The following is a 15,600-nucleotide window of genomic DNA, read 5'->3' on the forward strand; positions in this document are numbered from 1 at the left end:
CTCTTCTGGCTCGACGTTCTCAAGGCCAGCCGATATTAAAGGCCAGTCATGATGTCGTTTTTCAAACGATTTGCCGGCAAGGGGGAGGAACCAACGTTCAAGACGAGGGTGAAGAATTTTTGGAAATGGTATGCGAGTGTTGCTGACCGGTATTACGCCGTTTGTGAAACTAAGCAGGGTACCACCCCGATTGCGGAAGAAGTGAGCAGCAAAGTAAATGAATTGATCCCCGGCTTTGCATGGGTTTTTGGACCAGGAGCCGAAGGCAAAGGGCATTCTTTTACGGTGTCAGGCGAGGGAGACATCCATAAGCAGTTTTTGACTGAATACTGGCGCACGCAGGCGCCTGAGTTGAAAGGCTGGACCTTTTATGCGTCACGTCAGGCTTCGCCTGAGCCGTTCGGTTGGAGAATGAAAACGGGTGGCAAGGAGTTCGATCCCAAGGAATTCTGGCTTGAGCCAAATCTGAACCATGATGACAAAAAAATAGATGTCTCCATTTGGCATCCGCTCTTCGATGTTTTGTCTGAAAAGGAACGCTGGCACGTGCTGTTTCTAATGCTGGATGAGGTGCTGGGAGAATTTGGCACGCAGAACTGGATCGGTGAAATCGCTTTCTCAGACAATCGATTGAAGGAGGCCATGCCTATTGCGGAACTCTGCTTGTTTATCCAAAAAGTTGAAAGGGAGCATGAGTGGAAGAAGTGTTCGCCGGTGGAATCGTGGAGCAGTTATCAACGTGAGGCTGGCGGAGATTATCCTCGCGGTGATATTTTTGCCGGCTCCACACGAAATTTGATATTATTAAACGAGCACTGGTCGGCAGGTGACGAGATGGAGAATCCCTTGCCAAACACGGGAGCTGATTTTGTGTTTGTACAGTTTGACCGGGCCATATTGTCTGCGGGAAATGAGGTGGATGAACGTGGTCGATTTGAGGATGCCGCCATTTAGGCATTGGCTGCGGAGGATAGCGGGATATCTATTGGCGGGGCGATGGGGGAGCAGTATGCGTATATGGATTTCCTGCTATTCGATGGTGAGCGCAGTTTGGATACGCTTTCCAAGAGCTTACTGATAGCGGGATTGCCCAAGGGAAGCCGGATCGAGTTCTTTGCGAAGGAGAAGCGGAAGCAGGCAAGGACGCTTTGAAGGTTGCGGCTCCTCGTTTGACCGCAGGAGGTCTGTCCTCTAGTGTGGGCGCGATGAAATATCGTCGCTTTGGTCGGACGGAACTGGCGATGCCTGTCATCTCGTGTGGCGGGATGCGGTATCAGTTCAAGTGGCAGGATGTGAAGCCGCAGGATATCCCGGCGGAGAACCAGAGGAATCTGGAGGCGACGATTCATCGCGCGTTGGAGTTGGGCATCAATCACATCGAGACGGCGCGGCATTATGGGACATCGGAGATGCAACTTGGCGATGTCCTGCCGAAGCTGCCGCGCAGCAAGATCATCGTGCAGACGAAGGTGCCCCCGCGGGCGAATCCCAAGGAGTTTTTGGCAGAGTTCGAGAAGTCCATGGCGTATCTGAAGCTGGATCATGTCGATCTACTGTCGCTGCATGGGATCAATAATCGCGAGTTGTTGGAGTTTTCGTTGAAGAAGAATGGGTGTCTGGCGGTGGCGAAGGAGATTCAGAAGCAGGGGCGGGCGAAACATATCGGGTTCTCCACGCATGCGACGCCGGATGTGATCGTGGATGCGATCAATTGCGGGGAGTTCGATTACGTGAACCTGCATTGGTATTTCGTGAATGACCTGAACTGGAAGGCGGTGCAGGCGGCGACGAAGCACGATATGGGCGTCTTCATCATCAGCCCGAATGACAAGGGCGGGAAGCTGTATGCGCCGCCGCCGAAGCTGGTGCAGATGTGCGCGCCGCTGACACCGATGCAGTTCAACAGCCTCTACTGTCTGGCGCGGACGGAGGTGCATACGCTGAGCTGCGGCGCGGCAAGGCCATCGGACTTCGATGACCATATCCAGATGCTGGATCATTACGACAAGGCGGCGGAGGTGATTGCGCCGATCGAGAAGAAGTTGCGCGCGGAACTGGAGCGGGTGCATGGGGCGGATTGGTGTGCGCGGTGGTCCGAAGAGTTGCCGGAATATTTCGAGGTGCCGGGTGATATCAATGTGCTGGAGATCCTGCGCCTGTGGACTTACGCGAAGGCGCTGGATATCACGGGCTGGGGGAAGATGCGTTACAACTTGCTGGGGCAGGGGGACCATTGGTTCCCGGGGAATACGGCGGCGGAGTTTTCGGATACAGTGATGAAGCCGGTGCTGGCGAAGAGTCCGTTTGCGGAGAAGATTCCCGGAGTTTTAAGGGAGGCGCATGAGATGTTGTTTGAGGCGCCGGTGAAGCGGTTGAGCCAGAGTTAGGGCGTTGGTTTCGAGTTTTGGGTTTCTGGTTTCGGGTCGGGCAGCCTATGGGGAATGCGGATGGGGTGAGTATTTTGAGAGCCTCAGGTTATGAGGAAACTAAAATTTAAATACGTCTTCTGCATCATATGCGGTTTGCTTTTGCTGTTTGTGCTGAGGGAGTGGTTGAAGCCTGAGAGATACAAAGTTGGTATGACCTGGGCGGAGGTTGAGCCTTTGATGCCTGAACCGTATAAGAAGCACAGATATGGCATCGATTATGAAAAGGAACCCACACAACGGCAACTGATGGAAGATGCTGTCTACCATGTTCACGAAGAGAGGGAAGGGGTAGTGCTTGTGTTTAATCACTATGACAAGATTATCAGCACAGAGAGGGTGAAGTATCTGGGGGTTGATCTGGTGAAGCTCAAGATGCTCTTTAATTAGAACTTCATGGGGTGTCGAAGCTGGGAGCAGCTTCGCTTTTCTTCGTCCCTGACGGGACTTTTTTCCATTTCCATATCGAAACCCGAGCGACAAATTGCTGGGCTATTGTCGGGTGTCTCTGCGGGAGTGGGGAGAAAACAGGAGTGCAGAAACAAACGGCGAGTTTAGAAGGAGGATAAGCTGTGGTGGGTTGTTTTTCCTGCTGTGGAGGTGGGTTCTGGTGAGGTTTTTCGCGAAGGATTTAGGAGGAAATCAAGCCCAAACAACCTGTTTTCAAAAAACATTCTGATTGACCCCAAAGGCGTTTTAAGGTGGTGATAAAGGGCTCCCGTACTGGGGGCTGAAAGAGCATTTTTTGGCAATGGCAAGAGTAGCAAAGAAAACTGGCAGTCCGCGCTCGGCAGGGGCCACGCGGTATGATGCGCACCATACGGTGCTGGACAAAACCTATGGCGCGATGGCCGATCTCCGCCGGGAATTGTCCGATTCCAAAGTCGCGGTCGGGGAACGTAGCGAGATACTGAAGAGCTTTTCCGCCTGTCAGGATCCGCAACGGGCCTGGCTCATCCTGGAAGACTATTTCGAGAAGCTGTCCCTCTCCCGCAAGGATTTCCCGAGCGAGGAGTGGTGGCCGCGTCTGGTCGGGGCCAAGGGCGAAGCCCGCCTCGAAGAAGTGGCGATGCTGTTCCTGAAGGCGAACCGTCCGTTGCCCTCGGAACTGATCTCCCATGCAAACTTTGACCGCTTTGCCGAGCTAGAGCAGGCGGAGAAGGAAAATGCCCTTGTGCAAAGGCTGGAGCGCTGGCTCTTGCCGAAGGAAGTCAGCCACTTGGATTCGCCGCGTGCGCGGGTGCGCGTGATGTGCGAGCCGGTGGTGGTGCCGGAGACGCCTTCCCTGCATACCTTGCGCGTGGAGCTGGTGCTGAACCGGCCGCGTTCGGGTGAGACAGTGCGTTCGCTAGAAGAGATCATCGAACTGACCACGCGCGCGGCGCATGAGCAGGAGCTTTTCTCGACGGAAGATTGGGAGTTCATCACGTGGTTGTCTGATCTGTATTCTGCCCGGGCGGCGGACATGGGGACGATCTCGCTGAACGGCCTCGAACTGGTGCAGTGGCTCACGCGGTGGGGTAATACGAAGCGCTTGGAGCTGTTGGATGGTTCGCATCGTCTGGAGTTCCATGGTGAACTGGTGGATCTCACGCCGCATCTGTTGAACAACGACATTGATCTGTCGTTCACGCAGCAGCTTTCGTTGCCTTCGGGTGAGAAGCTGACGTTGAAGGAGGCGAAATTCTTTGCGGGTGCGCCTTCGCTGGCGTTGGTGGGGGGAAGTTTCTATCTGCTGCGCAATGCGCCGTCCTCGGCGTTGCTGGGTGACTGGTTGAAGAATCCGGTGCTGCCGGTGAAGAAGCTGACGCATCGCTTGCTGAAGCATCTGCGCAATACGGGCTCGGCCCAAGGTGGGGCGTTGCCTTGGCAGGAGCTGTGCGATACGCACGCGGCCATCCCGCAATTCACGTTTGAATTGAGCGATGACACGGTGCGCCTGCGCCTGCTGGCGCGCAGTGAAAAGGACGGTTCCGTATGGCAGTGGAGCGGGCATGACTGGCAGCCGTATGGCGAGCACGTTCGCAAGAGCGATGACAAGCCGGAGTTGCTGGATGATCCGCGCCTTGATCCCGCTGTGGCGTGGTTGCGTCGCTTGGACTGGTTCACGCCGGAGCCCGGTTTGTGGATCGGTGATGCGAATGAGAATTTCCTGCACACGCTGGCGACGGCTTGGCCGTATAAGCCGGAAGGGGCGGAATATCTCGGCAATCCCTCGTTCCAACGGTTGTTCCTCGCGCCGCGTCGCTTGAAGCCGAAGCTGATCTTGCATGGCTCGGGCATCGACTGGTTGTCCGTTTCTGCCGAATGGGAAGCGGAAGGCATGCGCCTGACGAAGGCGGACCTCGAACGCTTGCAGGCGGCCACGGGCCGCTTCGTGAAGCTGCCGGACAGCGGCTGGATCGAGCTGGATACGGGTGCGGTGCAATCCGCGCATGAGGCGATGGCGGACTTCGGCCTGGATGGCCTGAACGCGATGCCGCAGAAGGTGGACATCTTGCACGCGAGCCAGGCGTCTGACACGACGATGGAGTTTTTCGCGAACCAGCCGCAGTTGAAGGCACTGAAGCAGAAGCTGGTGGAGTTCAAGGCGGTGCCGGAGATCGACCTGCCGAAGTCAGTGGTGGCGGAGTTGCGGCCTTACCAGAAGGAAGGTTTCGAATTCCTCGCGCATCTGACGAACATGAAGACGGGCGGTATTTTGGCCGACGACATGGGTCTCGGCAAAACGCTGCAGACGCTGACGTGGCTGGCGTGGCTCAAGGAGCGTTCGAAGAAGTCGAAGCCCGCGGTGGTCATCTGCCCGGCGTCCGTGTTGCACAACTGGCGTCGTGAGGCGGAGAAGTTCACGCCGCACATGAAGGTGCTGGTGCTGGAGAGCGGTAATGCGCGGCATAACCTGCGCAAGCAGATCCCGCAGCACGACATCATCATCACGAATTACGCGCTGTTGCGCCGTGACCTGGAAGAGCTGCAGAAGTTCGACTTCGGCGCGATGGTCTTGGACGAAGCGCAGTTCATCAAGAATCCGCAGGCGCAGATCACGCAGTCCGTGAAGCAATTGCAGGCGGAACAACGTCTGGCTCTGACGGGCACGCCATTGGAGAACCGGTTGCTCGACTTGTGGAGCATCATGGATTTCATCCAGCCGGGTTACCTCGGCACGCAGGCGGATTTCGTGGAGCGTTACGAGCCGAAGGGTGAGAGCGCGGAGTGGTCGGGCAAGGTGGCGCGCCGTCGCTTGGCCGCGCGCTTGCGCCCGCTGATGATCCGCCGCGTGAAGAAGCAGGTGGCGAAGGATCTGCCGGACCGTATCGAGGAGCGTCGCGATTGCGATCTCGGCGAAGCGCAACGGAAGCTTTACCTCGCCGAGCTGCGTCGCAGCCGCGAGCAGGTGCTCAAGACGGTGGCGGAGAAGGGGCTCGCGAAGAGCAAGATCCATGTGCTGGCCGCGCTCACGCGCTTGCGCCAAATCTGCTGCCATCCGCAACTCGTCGGCAACGATTCCGCATCGGGCAAGACGGAGACGTTGTTCGAGCTGATTGAGCCATTGGTCATGCAAGGGCAGAAGGTGCTGGTGTTCTCGCAGTTCGTGCAGATGTTGAAACTCATCGAAGCGGAGTGCGTGAACCGTCACATCGCCACACACTTGCTCACGGGCGAGACGAAGGACCGTCAGGAAGTGGTGAATGCTTTCCAGGCAGACGAGCGCGGCGGGTTGTTCCTGCTGAGCTTGCGCGCGGCGGGCACGGGCTTGAACCTCACGACGGCGAGCTACGTGGTGCTGTACGATCCGTGGTGGAATCCGGCGGTGGAAGCGCAGGCGATCGACCGCTCACACCGTATCGGCCAGACGCGGAACGTGTTCGCGTATCGTCTCATCGCACCGGGCACGGTGGAGGAGAAGATCTGGGACTTGCAACAGCGCAAGGCGCAGACGATCAGCGACGTGCTGGGCGAAGAAGGGTTCGCGCGGAGTCTGTCGCAGACGGATCTGGAGTATCTGTTCTCGGAGGATTGAGGATAGGTTTTGGAATTCGAAAGGCCGCACAGGGATGTGCGGCCTTTTTTGTTTGGGAAAGAAAGGGAAAAGACACGAGTTTCACGGATTTGCACGAATTAGAGGGGAGGAGAGATGGCCGCAAAAAAGCGCAAAAGGCGCAAAAGCCGGTTGCACCGGCGGGCCTATTACTTGGGAAACATCGAACATCGAACGCCCAACTTCCAACATCGAAAGCAGGAGGTTGAGTCTCGTTCCTCGACTGAGGAAGAAACGGCCCGCTGAGGACAGACGGTTCGTGAGGGGCATTCCAGCAGTCAATCAAGGTCGATGTCGATTTTCATGCCGGGGAGGGCCGGGATGTTCAGAATGCGGTTGCGCAAGGGTTCCTGGCCGGGAGCGGCGGGACGGCCATGACGATAGAGGATCACCATGCGGAAAGGGCCGGCACCGCGATTGTTATAGGCGGTGACGCGGTAGAACCAGGCTTCGCCGGGGGGTGGGTCGTAAACAAACCAATCGGTCCTGGTGGTTTCAGCGAGCAGTTCGTAGTCACGGCCTTCGCGGGTGCGTTCGACGCGGTAGCCGGTGAGCCAGCTTTTGCTCTTGGGCTTCTGCCAGCGCAGGAGGAGGGTCCGGTCGCACAGCACAGAGGCGTTGAGACGGTGGACGGAGCCGGGCAGGCGTTTGGCGCGGTAAAGCGCGGTTGAATACGGATGATCAAGATCAGCAATGTTTCCCATAACGCGGGGAAGCATGGCAGAGAGGGTAGGACAACGGCTGTCCTAGTGGGAAGAAAAGTGGGAAATTTTTTAGGAGAGAAAACAGACCAAAAAGGCGGTGAGCCGGGGAAACATCGAACATCGAACGCCCAACTTCCAACATCGAAAGCAAGAGGTTGAGTCTCGTTCCTCGACTAGAGACGGTCATGAACCATAGAGCCGGAAAAGAAAGCGTTGGTTAAGAACTGGACGTGGCATTTGCTTAAGGATATCGCCTTCCCCCTCACCCCGGCCCTCTCCCTTGGGGAGAGGGGGTTAACATTTCCAGCGCTCATGCCAGTTTGGACGTTTCTGCGTGCGCTATTTGGTTTTGTATTCTGGGGGCTGGTCTTTGATGACGTAGTAGTGGGCGGCGTTGGCTTCGGATTGGGGGGAGCTTTGGCCGTTGGCGACGGGTTTGGCTTTACGCTTGGATTGGGCTTTGGTTGTGGCAGGCGTGCAAACGCGCAACAACGGAGAAAATATGACACTGACCTTTTGCATCTCTTGAAATTATGAGGTGTGCAAACGAAAAGCACTCCGACTTGGAGAAGGTCGCGCTTTTGCCTCCCTCGAAATTTTGAGGCGTGCACGCGCGATAAATAACTAACCACCCAACCCCATCTTTTGCTTCCCTCGAAATTATGAGCCGTGCAAACGAACAACGGAGAAAATATGACACTGAGCAAACTTTTGCATTCCTCGAAATTATGAGGCGTGCAAACGCCCTAATCTTAACAATCAGAAAGGAAGTATCTTTTACATCCCTCGAAATTTTGAGGCGAGCAAACGTGTAAGGCTCAACTTCTTGATTCCCAAACAGCACCGCCTATTAAACCAGCCAATATTAATCAAGGTGACAACTATTCCGGTTCGCGGAAAGGTGCCGTATGCAAAAGTAAATAATAACAAGGCTTAGGTAAGGTATTCAGCAAGCGCTGTCAATCTCCCCAACCGGCCAAGGTCCGTTGACGATACCAAGAGGACCATAAACCGGCCATTTTCTTCCGGCGGGCATCGTCTGCTTCATCGGGCAGTTTGGGATACTCCAGAGCAAAGAGGCTCTTGCGAGCAATATTGATGGCACCCTGCACGTCAGCATCTGCCTGTGTGCCGCAAGCGAGGCAAATGAACACGGCCTGCTTGGGCCGGAACGGCAGCCAGGCTTTCATCAAAAGATTGGCCAGCATTTTGAACTGAGCAGCAGGCAGCGATTTGACCTCGCGGCCTTTCAGCAATTCAGCGAGCCGATCGTCCACTGCCCGCGTTTTCAGCCCTTGGCCCCTGACGTAATAGGCATAATCTACGGGCAAGCGGCGTGTGCCCCCAGCTTCAGGCAGGGTCACACACCAATAACCCTCAGAATCGCGGGAGAGGGAATGAGCCAGAGTCTCATAGAACTCCCGGGAGTGGACATGGCCACAGGCGCTGCAGGTTGAGGAAGTATAGGCGGGCCCGACTAGCCAAAGGAAATGGTTCTGGTTTTTGCGGAACTTGGCGGAACCAGGCATCTCATAGCAACCTGCTTCCGCCAGCTTTTGCTCGATGCTGGTGAGAATCCGCTCGTACTGCATATGGCTCATGCGTGTGCCACTGCCACCTCGCGTGGCGAGGCCGGAACCGAGGCGCTCCAAGACCAAGGGGGCACAATGTTCCGAAGCCAAATGAAGCAAATGGCGGGTGACCTCACCCGAGAGAGATAAAGCGCGATTACGTTCCTTCGTCTTTAAGGAGCGGTGGTAACCGCCTTTAGTGCTCTGCAGAACGCGTTTCTGTTCGTCGAACCGGCGCTGCTGCTCCCGATACTCCTCAGCAATCTTGCCTGCCGCCAACACCTTGCCCTGCCGGGTGAGCAGCGCATAGGCCGCAGGAGTGGCTTCGCCACGGTCAACGCCGATCAGTTTGTCTGGCAGGGGTTGGGCAACAGGCGGGGTTTCACGCTGCATGGTGACAGTGAGAAAATATTCAGCCCGAGAGCGCGAACCAGAGGGGAGTATCCGTATGAGGCGGGCGTTAGTGAAGGTCCAGTAATCAGTGTTCTTCAAACTACGGTCAAAGTGCCAGAGATACTCGCGGCCCTGACGCTTGCCGAACTCCAGCGGCAACACCAAGGGCGGATGATCCACATCCGACCAGACCGGTTTACGCACCAGCGCTTTGGGACGAAACAAGGCCTTCTTGCGTGAGCCGCCGGTCGTGGCAAACCCCGTCCAGCCTGTGATGACACGTCCCCGGACGGATTTATGGGCTTCCGCCAGGACGATGGGCTTCCCTCTGGGATGGCTGAGGATAAAGGCCCATTCATCGTGACCACCCTCACGGCGCATGCCCAGAGCTGCCCGATAACGGACGGTGCCATTGTCCATGAGGGAAAAGCCAAGAACTGGCAGGATGGCGTTCTCATCACCTGCTTCGTGCAGGGCACCGCGAACGGCCCCGAATCCTTGACGCCGAGGGACGTCCGCACGGAAGAAAGACACGTAGTCTCCAGACAGACGCAATGGTTCTAAAGCCAGCTTCACCGAATTGTTGACCAGATTAAGCAGCTTGATGACGGCTTGACGGTCAGAATATTTCCGTGATTCGAGATGACGAAGGAGTTTAGCGACGGAACAGGCCACGCCCCGAAAAACTTCCGCAACTATGGCTTGCGGCGACCAGTCTGGATGTAACCGCGCCAAAGTGTGCAGGCGGAGCGTCAGAGTCTTGAGCGGAGTGATGGAAGAAGTCTCAATGGGCGGAGAGAAGCGGTCCAAGATACTGAGCCAAACGGAATCGCTGACGGAGGGGAAAGTAGTTAATTGAGCCGTCATGATGTTTTGGCCCGCCTTCCAAAATGATTGAATGGCAGTGGTGAGAGGAACGATCTCTGCATAACGCTGACTGCCAACGAAACCGGGATAGCCTTTGATGCTGCGCGGCAAGCAGGCGTCTTCACGGCTGAGTTTGTGCTTTTGCAACAATATCAGATTGCACCAAACGCGCGATTGCCCCACCCAGTCATTATATGAAGCGACGTCTGCGGCGGTAAGGGATGCGGCGTCCGGCTCTGGTGGGGCCGGTGGGATATGTGTCAGTTGCAATTCGGCAGCGAGCTTCGGCAAATCTTCCCGCCACAGTTTGGCATTGCTTTGGATAATGACGCGGAACTCTTCACAGAGACCTTCACGCCGAGAGCAGAAGCTTTTCAGGTTGCCAGCCAGATCGCGCACAGTGGCTGTGATGGTGTCCCGGTCCACTGTCGATGGAAAATTTTTGCCGGTGACAAAGCGAGTGAGTAACCAGCCGACACAATCGGATTTATCCTCGTAAGGGTTTGTGGGAGACGCCTTGACCATACGCCAGAAATCTTCGGGCTTCTCTACCCACATCTGTTCCAGTTCTCTGAGCACTGACCGACGTAAATCTTGTAACGCATCGAATTGCGTCATGAGAGCCTCATAAAGTGGAGTGCCTGACGCGGTGCGAACCTTGAATTTGACTGTGCGAGTAATCTCCTGCGAGTCGTGGCCAACAGGATTGGCCAACGCGTGCTCAACTAGTTTCCTGACGGATGCGCGGATTGTATTCATGCTCCAAGGCCCCTCAAATTCCAGTGACGGGATGAAAGAGTATCGAATTGCGGGCTTTTGTCGCGCAATAAGAAATAAGTTAAAATGCGAGTTACGCGATTGACGTTTTTTGTAATTTACTGGGGATCAAATGGTTGTGTTTCCATTGCAAATTTTAGCGAAAAGTGATGGTTTTCTTGAGGGTTTGTGAGATAGATTTAAGTGCTGGCAGCTCGCTGCTGGTAAAGGAAGGGCTTAGGTAATTTTAAGTTCTCAGTTTTAAGTTTTGAATTGAGGACAGGAAAGCCGAAATCCCAGGTCATCAAGCATAGCGATGCTTTCTCGTGTCGATGTGTCCTGCGTTGGCGGGGAGGTGACAGCCTTATGGAATCAGCCGAAGTTCGGCTTCCCATCAAGGGAGAAGAGGTAGTTAAGTGCCTCCTCTCCCTGGCCCTCTCCTCCAACTATCGTTGGAAGAGAGGGGAATGAGAGTTGTGGGTTTCGGCGGTGGTGGGGTGTGGTTATCACGATGCCTTGGCGAAAAAGGTCAGGCGGCGGAGCACCACCGCCCTAACCTGTTTCAGGATCTGAGGGTGTATCGGGTGCTGGATCGGGGCTCGTAAGCTGGAGGGGGAACGGGACGTCGGTGGGCGTAGGATTATTTATGTCTCACCGGGGAATCCCAAAGTCGGTCGAAGTTCGACTTCCAATCGAAAAATCGACTGCCGTACCCACTGCGGAACCAGCCGGGTTTAGGACAGCATCAGAGTCTGGCCTCCCTGTGAGGAGGAGCCATAGGCCAGATACATTAACAGGGGTCGGATGGTTTCATTGCTCTTTGAAATAATTTCCTTTTAAGGAAATGCAGGTCGGTCGAGGTTCGACTTCCCTTTAGGGGGCGGGGAAAGCTGCTGGGCGTTTTGATAGCGCTTAGCGTGCTCAACCCTCACCCCAGCCCTCTCCCTGTTGAAGGGAGAGGGAGAAGAGGTCTCGGGCTTCGGCGATGGTGGGTTGTGGTTATCACGGTGCCTTGACGAAAAGAGTCAGGGCATCGCGGCAACGATGCCCTACCATGATTGGGTTACTGCGTTTCTTTGTGGAGTGGCTGGCGAGAGTCGGATCTGGGAGGTGTGGACTGGTGGCTAGAGTGCCGCAGGACAGGATGCCATCGAGAAGAGGGAGCATTGACCGGACGAGATGGGAAGGCGACTCAGGGGAACGGTAGTTGCACTACGGGCTTATGAATAGTTGATAGTGGGTGGGTGAGAGTTGATTGGAGGGGTTGGGAAACATCGGATATTGAGAGTTAAAGGTTAGGGCCGACTGATGTCGGCGGCTGCGGATTGGGGTGAACGGGCGAGGGCGCCTGTCCCATTGCCATCGCAGCGTTGCTTGAGGCGAGGACGCCGAGGATGTTTTTATCGGCTCGCGAGTATCGGGGAAGACGGGTATGATCTGGATGAATTCTGCTATGTTATCTGAAGGCGCAAAAATTATGAAGTCATGCTTGGCCATAGTCCTGTGCTTTCTGGTGCTGAATTTATCTAAGGGGGACGAGACGCCGACCAAGCTGAAGAAGGATGAGGAGGTGATCCTGTTCCCGGCACTGGGATGGAAGAATCCGACGGGTGACGGGTGGTTCGTCGAATTTCATGCATGGGTGTATGAGAAGGAGCCGAGACGGGCATCCACAGCGATGTTGCAAAAGCTGCTTGGGATGAAGCTGGAGGAGCTGAGCGCGGAGGAGAAAGGTTTTTTCAAGAAACGCACGGGCTGGTTTCTGGTGGATAACGAGCGGGGAAAGAATCTGAGCATCGGATTCAACGGTCTGACAATCGATTTGGGAAAGACGGATGCTAACGGGCATGCGAAGGGCGATGTGGTGGTGGACTGGTGGCTGCTGAACGGATTGAAGAAATCAGCGGGACAAACAAATGTGCCATCGATTGCGGGCACAAATGTGGTGACGTTGGAGCTGGCTGTAGCGGACAAGCGTGTCATCCAAGGTGCGGTGCATATCATCGGCGAGGAGGGGTGGACGGTCGTGTCGGACATTGATGATACGATCAAGGTGACGGAGGTGCGGGATCGCGAGGCCATGTTGCGGAACACGTTATGCAAGGAATTCATGGCGGCGGAAGGGATGGCTAAGATGTATACGGAATGGGCCGGGCAGGGGGCAGTGTTTCATTATGTGTCGGCGAGTCCATGGCAGTTGTATCCCGACTTGGAGAGGTTTCGTGCGGCGAATGGGTATCCGGCGGGGACATTTCAACTGCGGCAGTTCCGGTTGAAGGATGGAAGCGGGGTAGAGTTCCTGAAAGGTTCTGGTGGGTTCAAGCCGGGAGAGATTGGAAAGTTGCTGGAGCGGTTTCCCAAGCGGAAGTTCATGCTGGTGGGGGATTCGGGAGAGCATGATCCGGAAATCTATGGGGAATTGGCGCGCAAATACCCGGAACAGATCTATCGGATATTGATCCGGGATGTGACCGGAGATAGGGCGGAGGGAGAAAGGTATCGTGCGGCTTTCCAAGGGGTTGCGCGAGGAAAGTGGGTGGTTTTCGGGCATCCGGACGAAGTGAAGCATTTGGGGCCTGGAAAAGCGGAGGAAAAGGCGCGATGATTCAAGGTGGATGGCGTTCCGGATGGAGGGATTTCAGGCTTGCCTTTTGAGGCATGGAAAGAAACAGTGCGCGTTCTAAATTATGAGTTCGGAAAAAACAGAGCCGGTGTCGCAGCAGCAGCAGCAACAGGCCGCAGCGGCCCCTGCCGCACCAGACATCTCCTTGCAGTTGGAGACGTTCGTGGAAGTGTACAAGAAGCAGATCGGCATTGTCATCTTGGCCGGAGCGATCTTGGGCACGGTCGGTTATGCTTATACGGCGAACCAGAAAAAGAAGGAGAACGCGGCCTCCACAGCACTGGCGATGGTGGAATTGAATCTGCCCCAACCTGCGCCCGGAGGCAAAGCAGCCGAACCGAAGCCGGAGGATTTTTTCAAGGTGGCAGCAGACTTTGCCGGCACTGCTGCAGCAGAGCGGGCCATCTTGCATGGCGCGGTGGCGTTGTTCGAGGCTGACAAGTTTGCGGAAGCGCAGCAAAAGTTTGAGGAGTTCAGTGCGCAGTATCCTGCGAGCGAGGCAAAGGCGACGGCAGAACTCGGTGTGGCCGCGAGTCTGGAAGCTCAAAAACAATTGGACAAAGCTGCGGAAGCGTATCAGCGGGTGATCACCTCCTATGCGACCCAGTCTGAAGCGACGCAGGCGAAACTTGGATTGGCGTCAGTGCATGAGCAGAAAGGTCAGGCGGCACAAGCGTTGAAGCTGTATGAGGAAGTTGGCACTGTGCGTCCAGGCACCCAGCCTGGAGGCTGGAGCAATGAAGCGAACAGCCGGAAAGAACGCTTGCTGGCAGCGCATCCAGAACTGGCGGTGACGGCACCAGCTCCCGCCCCTGTTTCGACACCCGCTGTGCCGAAGAATTAAGTGTGAACTTGGCGTAGCAATTTTCGGCAGGCCGCAACGAGTTTGCGGCCTGTCTTGTTAAAAGACGTATCGACTGCATGAAACTTTGTATCATTGGAACCGGTTATGTGGGGTTGGTGACGGGTGCGTGCTTCGCCGAAGTCGGCCATCACGTCATCTGCGTGGATAATGACGATGCCAAGGTGGCTAAGCTCAAGGCGGGTGGCATTCCCATCTATGAGCCGGGTCTGGAAGAGATGGTGAAACGCCATGTGGCCAGCGGCCATCTGCAATTCACGAACAGTACCGCTGAAGGCGTGGAGAAATCCGACGTGGTATTCATCGCCGTACCTACGCCGCCGAATCCGGATGGTTCGGTGGACCTGAGTTTCATCGAGCGCGTTGCCCGTGATATTGCAGCGGCGATGACCTCCTACAAGATCGTGGTGGACAAGAGCACGGTGCCGGTGAAGACAGGTGAGAAGGTCGCCGAGACGATAAAGCGTTACTGCAAGGCGAAGGTGGAATTCGACGTGGTGAGCAACCCGGAATTCCTGCGCGAAGGTTTCGCAGTGGAAGATCTGATGAAGCCGGATCGTGTTGTCGTCGGCGTTCGCTCAGAGCGTCCGGTGTCCGCGATGAAGGCCATCTATCAGCCGTTCAAAGCACCAATCATTGTCACGGACATCAACTCCGCCGAGCTTATCAAGCACGCGGCGAATTCGTTCCTCGCGCTGAAGATTTCCTACATCAACGCGATCTCGGTGATCTGCGAGAAGTCCGGCGCGAACGTCGAGGAAGTGGCGAACGGCATCGGCATGGACACGCGTATCGGACGCAAATTCCTGAACGCCTCGCTCGGCTTCGGCGGCAGCTGCTTCCCGAAAGATCTGAGCGCGTTCATCAAGATCGCGGAGGAGTTGGGTTATCCGTTCGATCTGCTCAAGGAAGTGCAGAACATCAACGCGCAGCAGATGGAGCGTTTCGTGCGCAAGATCACGGATACGCTGTGGGTATTGCGTGATAAAAAGATCGGTGTGCTAGGTTTGGCCTTTAAGCAGAACACGGATGATGTGCGGATGTCCCCGGCGATTGATCTTTGCCAGCGTTTGATCAAGGAAGGCGCGAAACTGCGCGTTCACGATCCTAAGGCGATGGAGAAGGCGAAGTCACTCCTGCCACAAGACGTGGTGTATGTGGATGACATGAACGCCGTGGCCGAAGGCTGCGATGCGCTTGTGATCGCAACCGAGTGGAGCGAGTTCAAGCAGCTCGATCTCGAACGCGCGAAGAAGGGCATGACGCATCCGATCTTGTTCGACGGACGCAATCTTTTCGATGTGCAGGAGATGGAGCGCTTGGGCTTCGTCTACAAGAGCATCGGGCGCTAAGGCGAAA

At 55.8% G+C, this 15,600-nt stretch carries 11 protein-coding genes; 9 read left to right on the forward strand and 2 right to left on the reverse strand.

Annotation, left to right across the window (positions count from 1 at the left end):
* Nucleotides 1-48 precede the first annotated feature (48 nt).
* From VGH19_11415 to VGH19_11435, 5 genes are all read left to right on the forward strand, one after another.
* Nucleotides 49-954: a hypothetical protein gene (locus VGH19_11415; GenBank protein HEY1171970.1), complete on the forward strand. Its 906-nt coding sequence runs from the start codon at nucleotides 49-51 to the stop codon at nucleotides 952-954.
* Nucleotides 955-1,017: 63 nt separating this feature from the next.
* On the forward strand, nucleotides 1,018-1,152 hold the full coding sequence (locus tag VGH19_11420; GenBank protein ID HEY1171971.1) for a hypothetical protein: 135 nt from the start codon (nucleotides 1,018-1,020) through the stop codon (nucleotides 1,150-1,152).
* 53 nt (nucleotides 1,153-1,205) lie between these two features.
* Nucleotides 1,206-2,387 (forward strand): aldo/keto reductase, encoded by a 1,182-nt coding sequence (locus VGH19_11425; GenBank protein ID HEY1171972.1) that lies wholly within the window; start codon nucleotides 1,206-1,208, stop codon nucleotides 2,385-2,387.
* A gap of 90 nt (nucleotides 2,388-2,477) precedes the next feature.
* Nucleotides 2,478-2,816 (forward strand): hypothetical protein, encoded by a 339-nt coding sequence (locus VGH19_11430; GenBank protein ID HEY1171973.1) that lies wholly within the window; start codon nucleotides 2,478-2,480, stop codon nucleotides 2,814-2,816.
* A 361-nt stretch (nucleotides 2,817-3,177) separates the two neighbouring features.
* Complete coding sequence (locus VGH19_11435) at nucleotides 3,178-6,447, forward strand: DEAD/DEAH box helicase (protein HEY1171974.1); 3,270 nt, start codon at nucleotides 3,178-3,180, stop codon at nucleotides 6,445-6,447.
* A gap of 296 nt (nucleotides 6,448-6,743) precedes the next feature.
* Here the strand turns inward: VGH19_11435 and VGH19_11440 are convergent, their stop codons facing one another.
* A complete protein-coding gene (locus VGH19_11440; protein HEY1171975.1) occupies nucleotides 6,744-7,169 on the reverse strand; it encodes a fibronectin type III domain-containing protein in 426 nt (141 codons plus the stop codon).
* Nucleotides 7,170-7,481: 312 nt separating this feature from the next.
* On the opposite strand from VGH19_11440, the gene VGH19_11445 reads away from it, so the two are divergent.
* Nucleotides 7,482-7,706 carry a hypothetical protein gene (locus tag VGH19_11445; protein HEY1171976.1) on the forward strand — a complete coding sequence of 75 codons (225 nt, stop codon included), beginning with the start codon at nucleotides 7,482-7,484 and terminating at the stop codon, nucleotides 7,704-7,706.
* Nucleotides 7,707-8,128: 422 nt separating this feature from the next.
* Here the strand turns inward: VGH19_11445 and VGH19_11450 are convergent, their stop codons facing one another.
* Entirely contained in the window at nucleotides 8,129-10,618 is a 2,490-nt protein-coding gene (locus VGH19_11450; GenBank protein HEY1171977.1) for a hypothetical protein, read from the reverse strand.
* A gap of 1,615 nt (nucleotides 10,619-12,233) precedes the next feature.
* Between VGH19_11450 and VGH19_11455 the strand changes: the two genes are divergently transcribed.
* The 3 genes from VGH19_11455 to VGH19_11465 all read left to right on the forward strand — a co-directional run bounded on the left by VGH19_11455 (nucleotide 12,234) and on the right by VGH19_11465 (nucleotide 15,593).
* Nucleotides 12,234-13,361, forward strand: a complete 1,128-nt coding sequence (locus tag VGH19_11455) for an App1 family protein (GenBank protein ID HEY1171978.1) — start codon at nucleotides 12,234-12,236, stop codon at nucleotides 13,359-13,361.
* An 82-nt stretch (nucleotides 13,362-13,443) separates the two neighbouring features.
* A complete protein-coding gene (locus VGH19_11460; GenBank protein HEY1171979.1) occupies nucleotides 13,444-14,223 on the forward strand; it encodes a tetratricopeptide repeat protein in 780 nt (259 codons plus the stop codon).
* A 77-nt stretch (nucleotides 14,224-14,300) separates the two neighbouring features.
* On the forward strand, nucleotides 14,301-15,593 hold the full coding sequence (locus VGH19_11465) for a UDP-glucose/GDP-mannose dehydrogenase family protein (protein HEY1171980.1): 1,293 nt from the start codon (nucleotides 14,301-14,303) through the stop codon (nucleotides 15,591-15,593).
* Nucleotides 15,594-15,600 lie beyond the last annotated feature (7 nt).

This window comes from Verrucomicrobiia bacterium (assembly GCA_036405135.1).
Lineage (GTDB): Bacteria > Verrucomicrobiota > Verrucomicrobiia > Limisphaerales > JAEYXS01 > JAEYXS01.

Bases quoted from the DNA above. Each gene is read 5' to 3' on its own strand.
- VGH19_11465 (HEY1171980.1), top strand. From the start codon at position 14,301: ATGAAACTTTGTATCATTGGAACCGGTTATGTGGGGTTGGTGACGGGT.
- VGH19_11425 (HEY1171972.1), top strand. From the start codon at position 1,206: ATGAAATATCGTCGCTTTGGTCGGACGGAACTGGCGATGCCTGTCATC.
- VGH19_11415 (HEY1171970.1), top strand. From the start codon at position 49: ATGATGTCGTTTTTCAAACGATTTGCCGGCAAGGGGGAGGAACCAACG.
- VGH19_11440 (HEY1171975.1), bottom strand. From the start codon at position 7,169: ATGGGAAACATTGCTGATCTTGATCATCCGTATTCAACCGCGCTTTAC.
- VGH19_11430 (HEY1171973.1), top strand. From the start codon at position 2,478: ATGAGGAAACTAAAATTTAAATACGTCTTCTGCATCATATGCGGTTTG.
- VGH19_11445 (HEY1171976.1), top strand. From the start codon at position 7,482: ATGCCAGTTTGGACGTTTCTGCGTGCGCTATTTGGTTTTGTATTCTGG.
- VGH19_11435 (HEY1171974.1), top strand. From the start codon at position 3,178: ATGGCAAGAGTAGCAAAGAAAACTGGCAGTCCGCGCTCGGCAGGGGCC.
- VGH19_11455 (HEY1171978.1), top strand. From the start codon at position 12,234: ATGAAGTCATGCTTGGCCATAGTCCTGTGCTTTCTGGTGCTGAATTTA.
- VGH19_11420 (HEY1171971.1), top strand. From the start codon at position 1,018: ATGGATTTCCTGCTATTCGATGGTGAGCGCAGTTTGGATACGCTTTCC.
- VGH19_11450 (HEY1171977.1), bottom strand. From the start codon at position 10,618: ATGACGCAATTCGATGCGTTACAAGATTTACGTCGGTCAGTGCTCAGA.
- VGH19_11460 (HEY1171979.1), top strand. From the start codon at position 13,444: ATGAGTTCGGAAAAAACAGAGCCGGTGTCGCAGCAGCAGCAGCAACAG.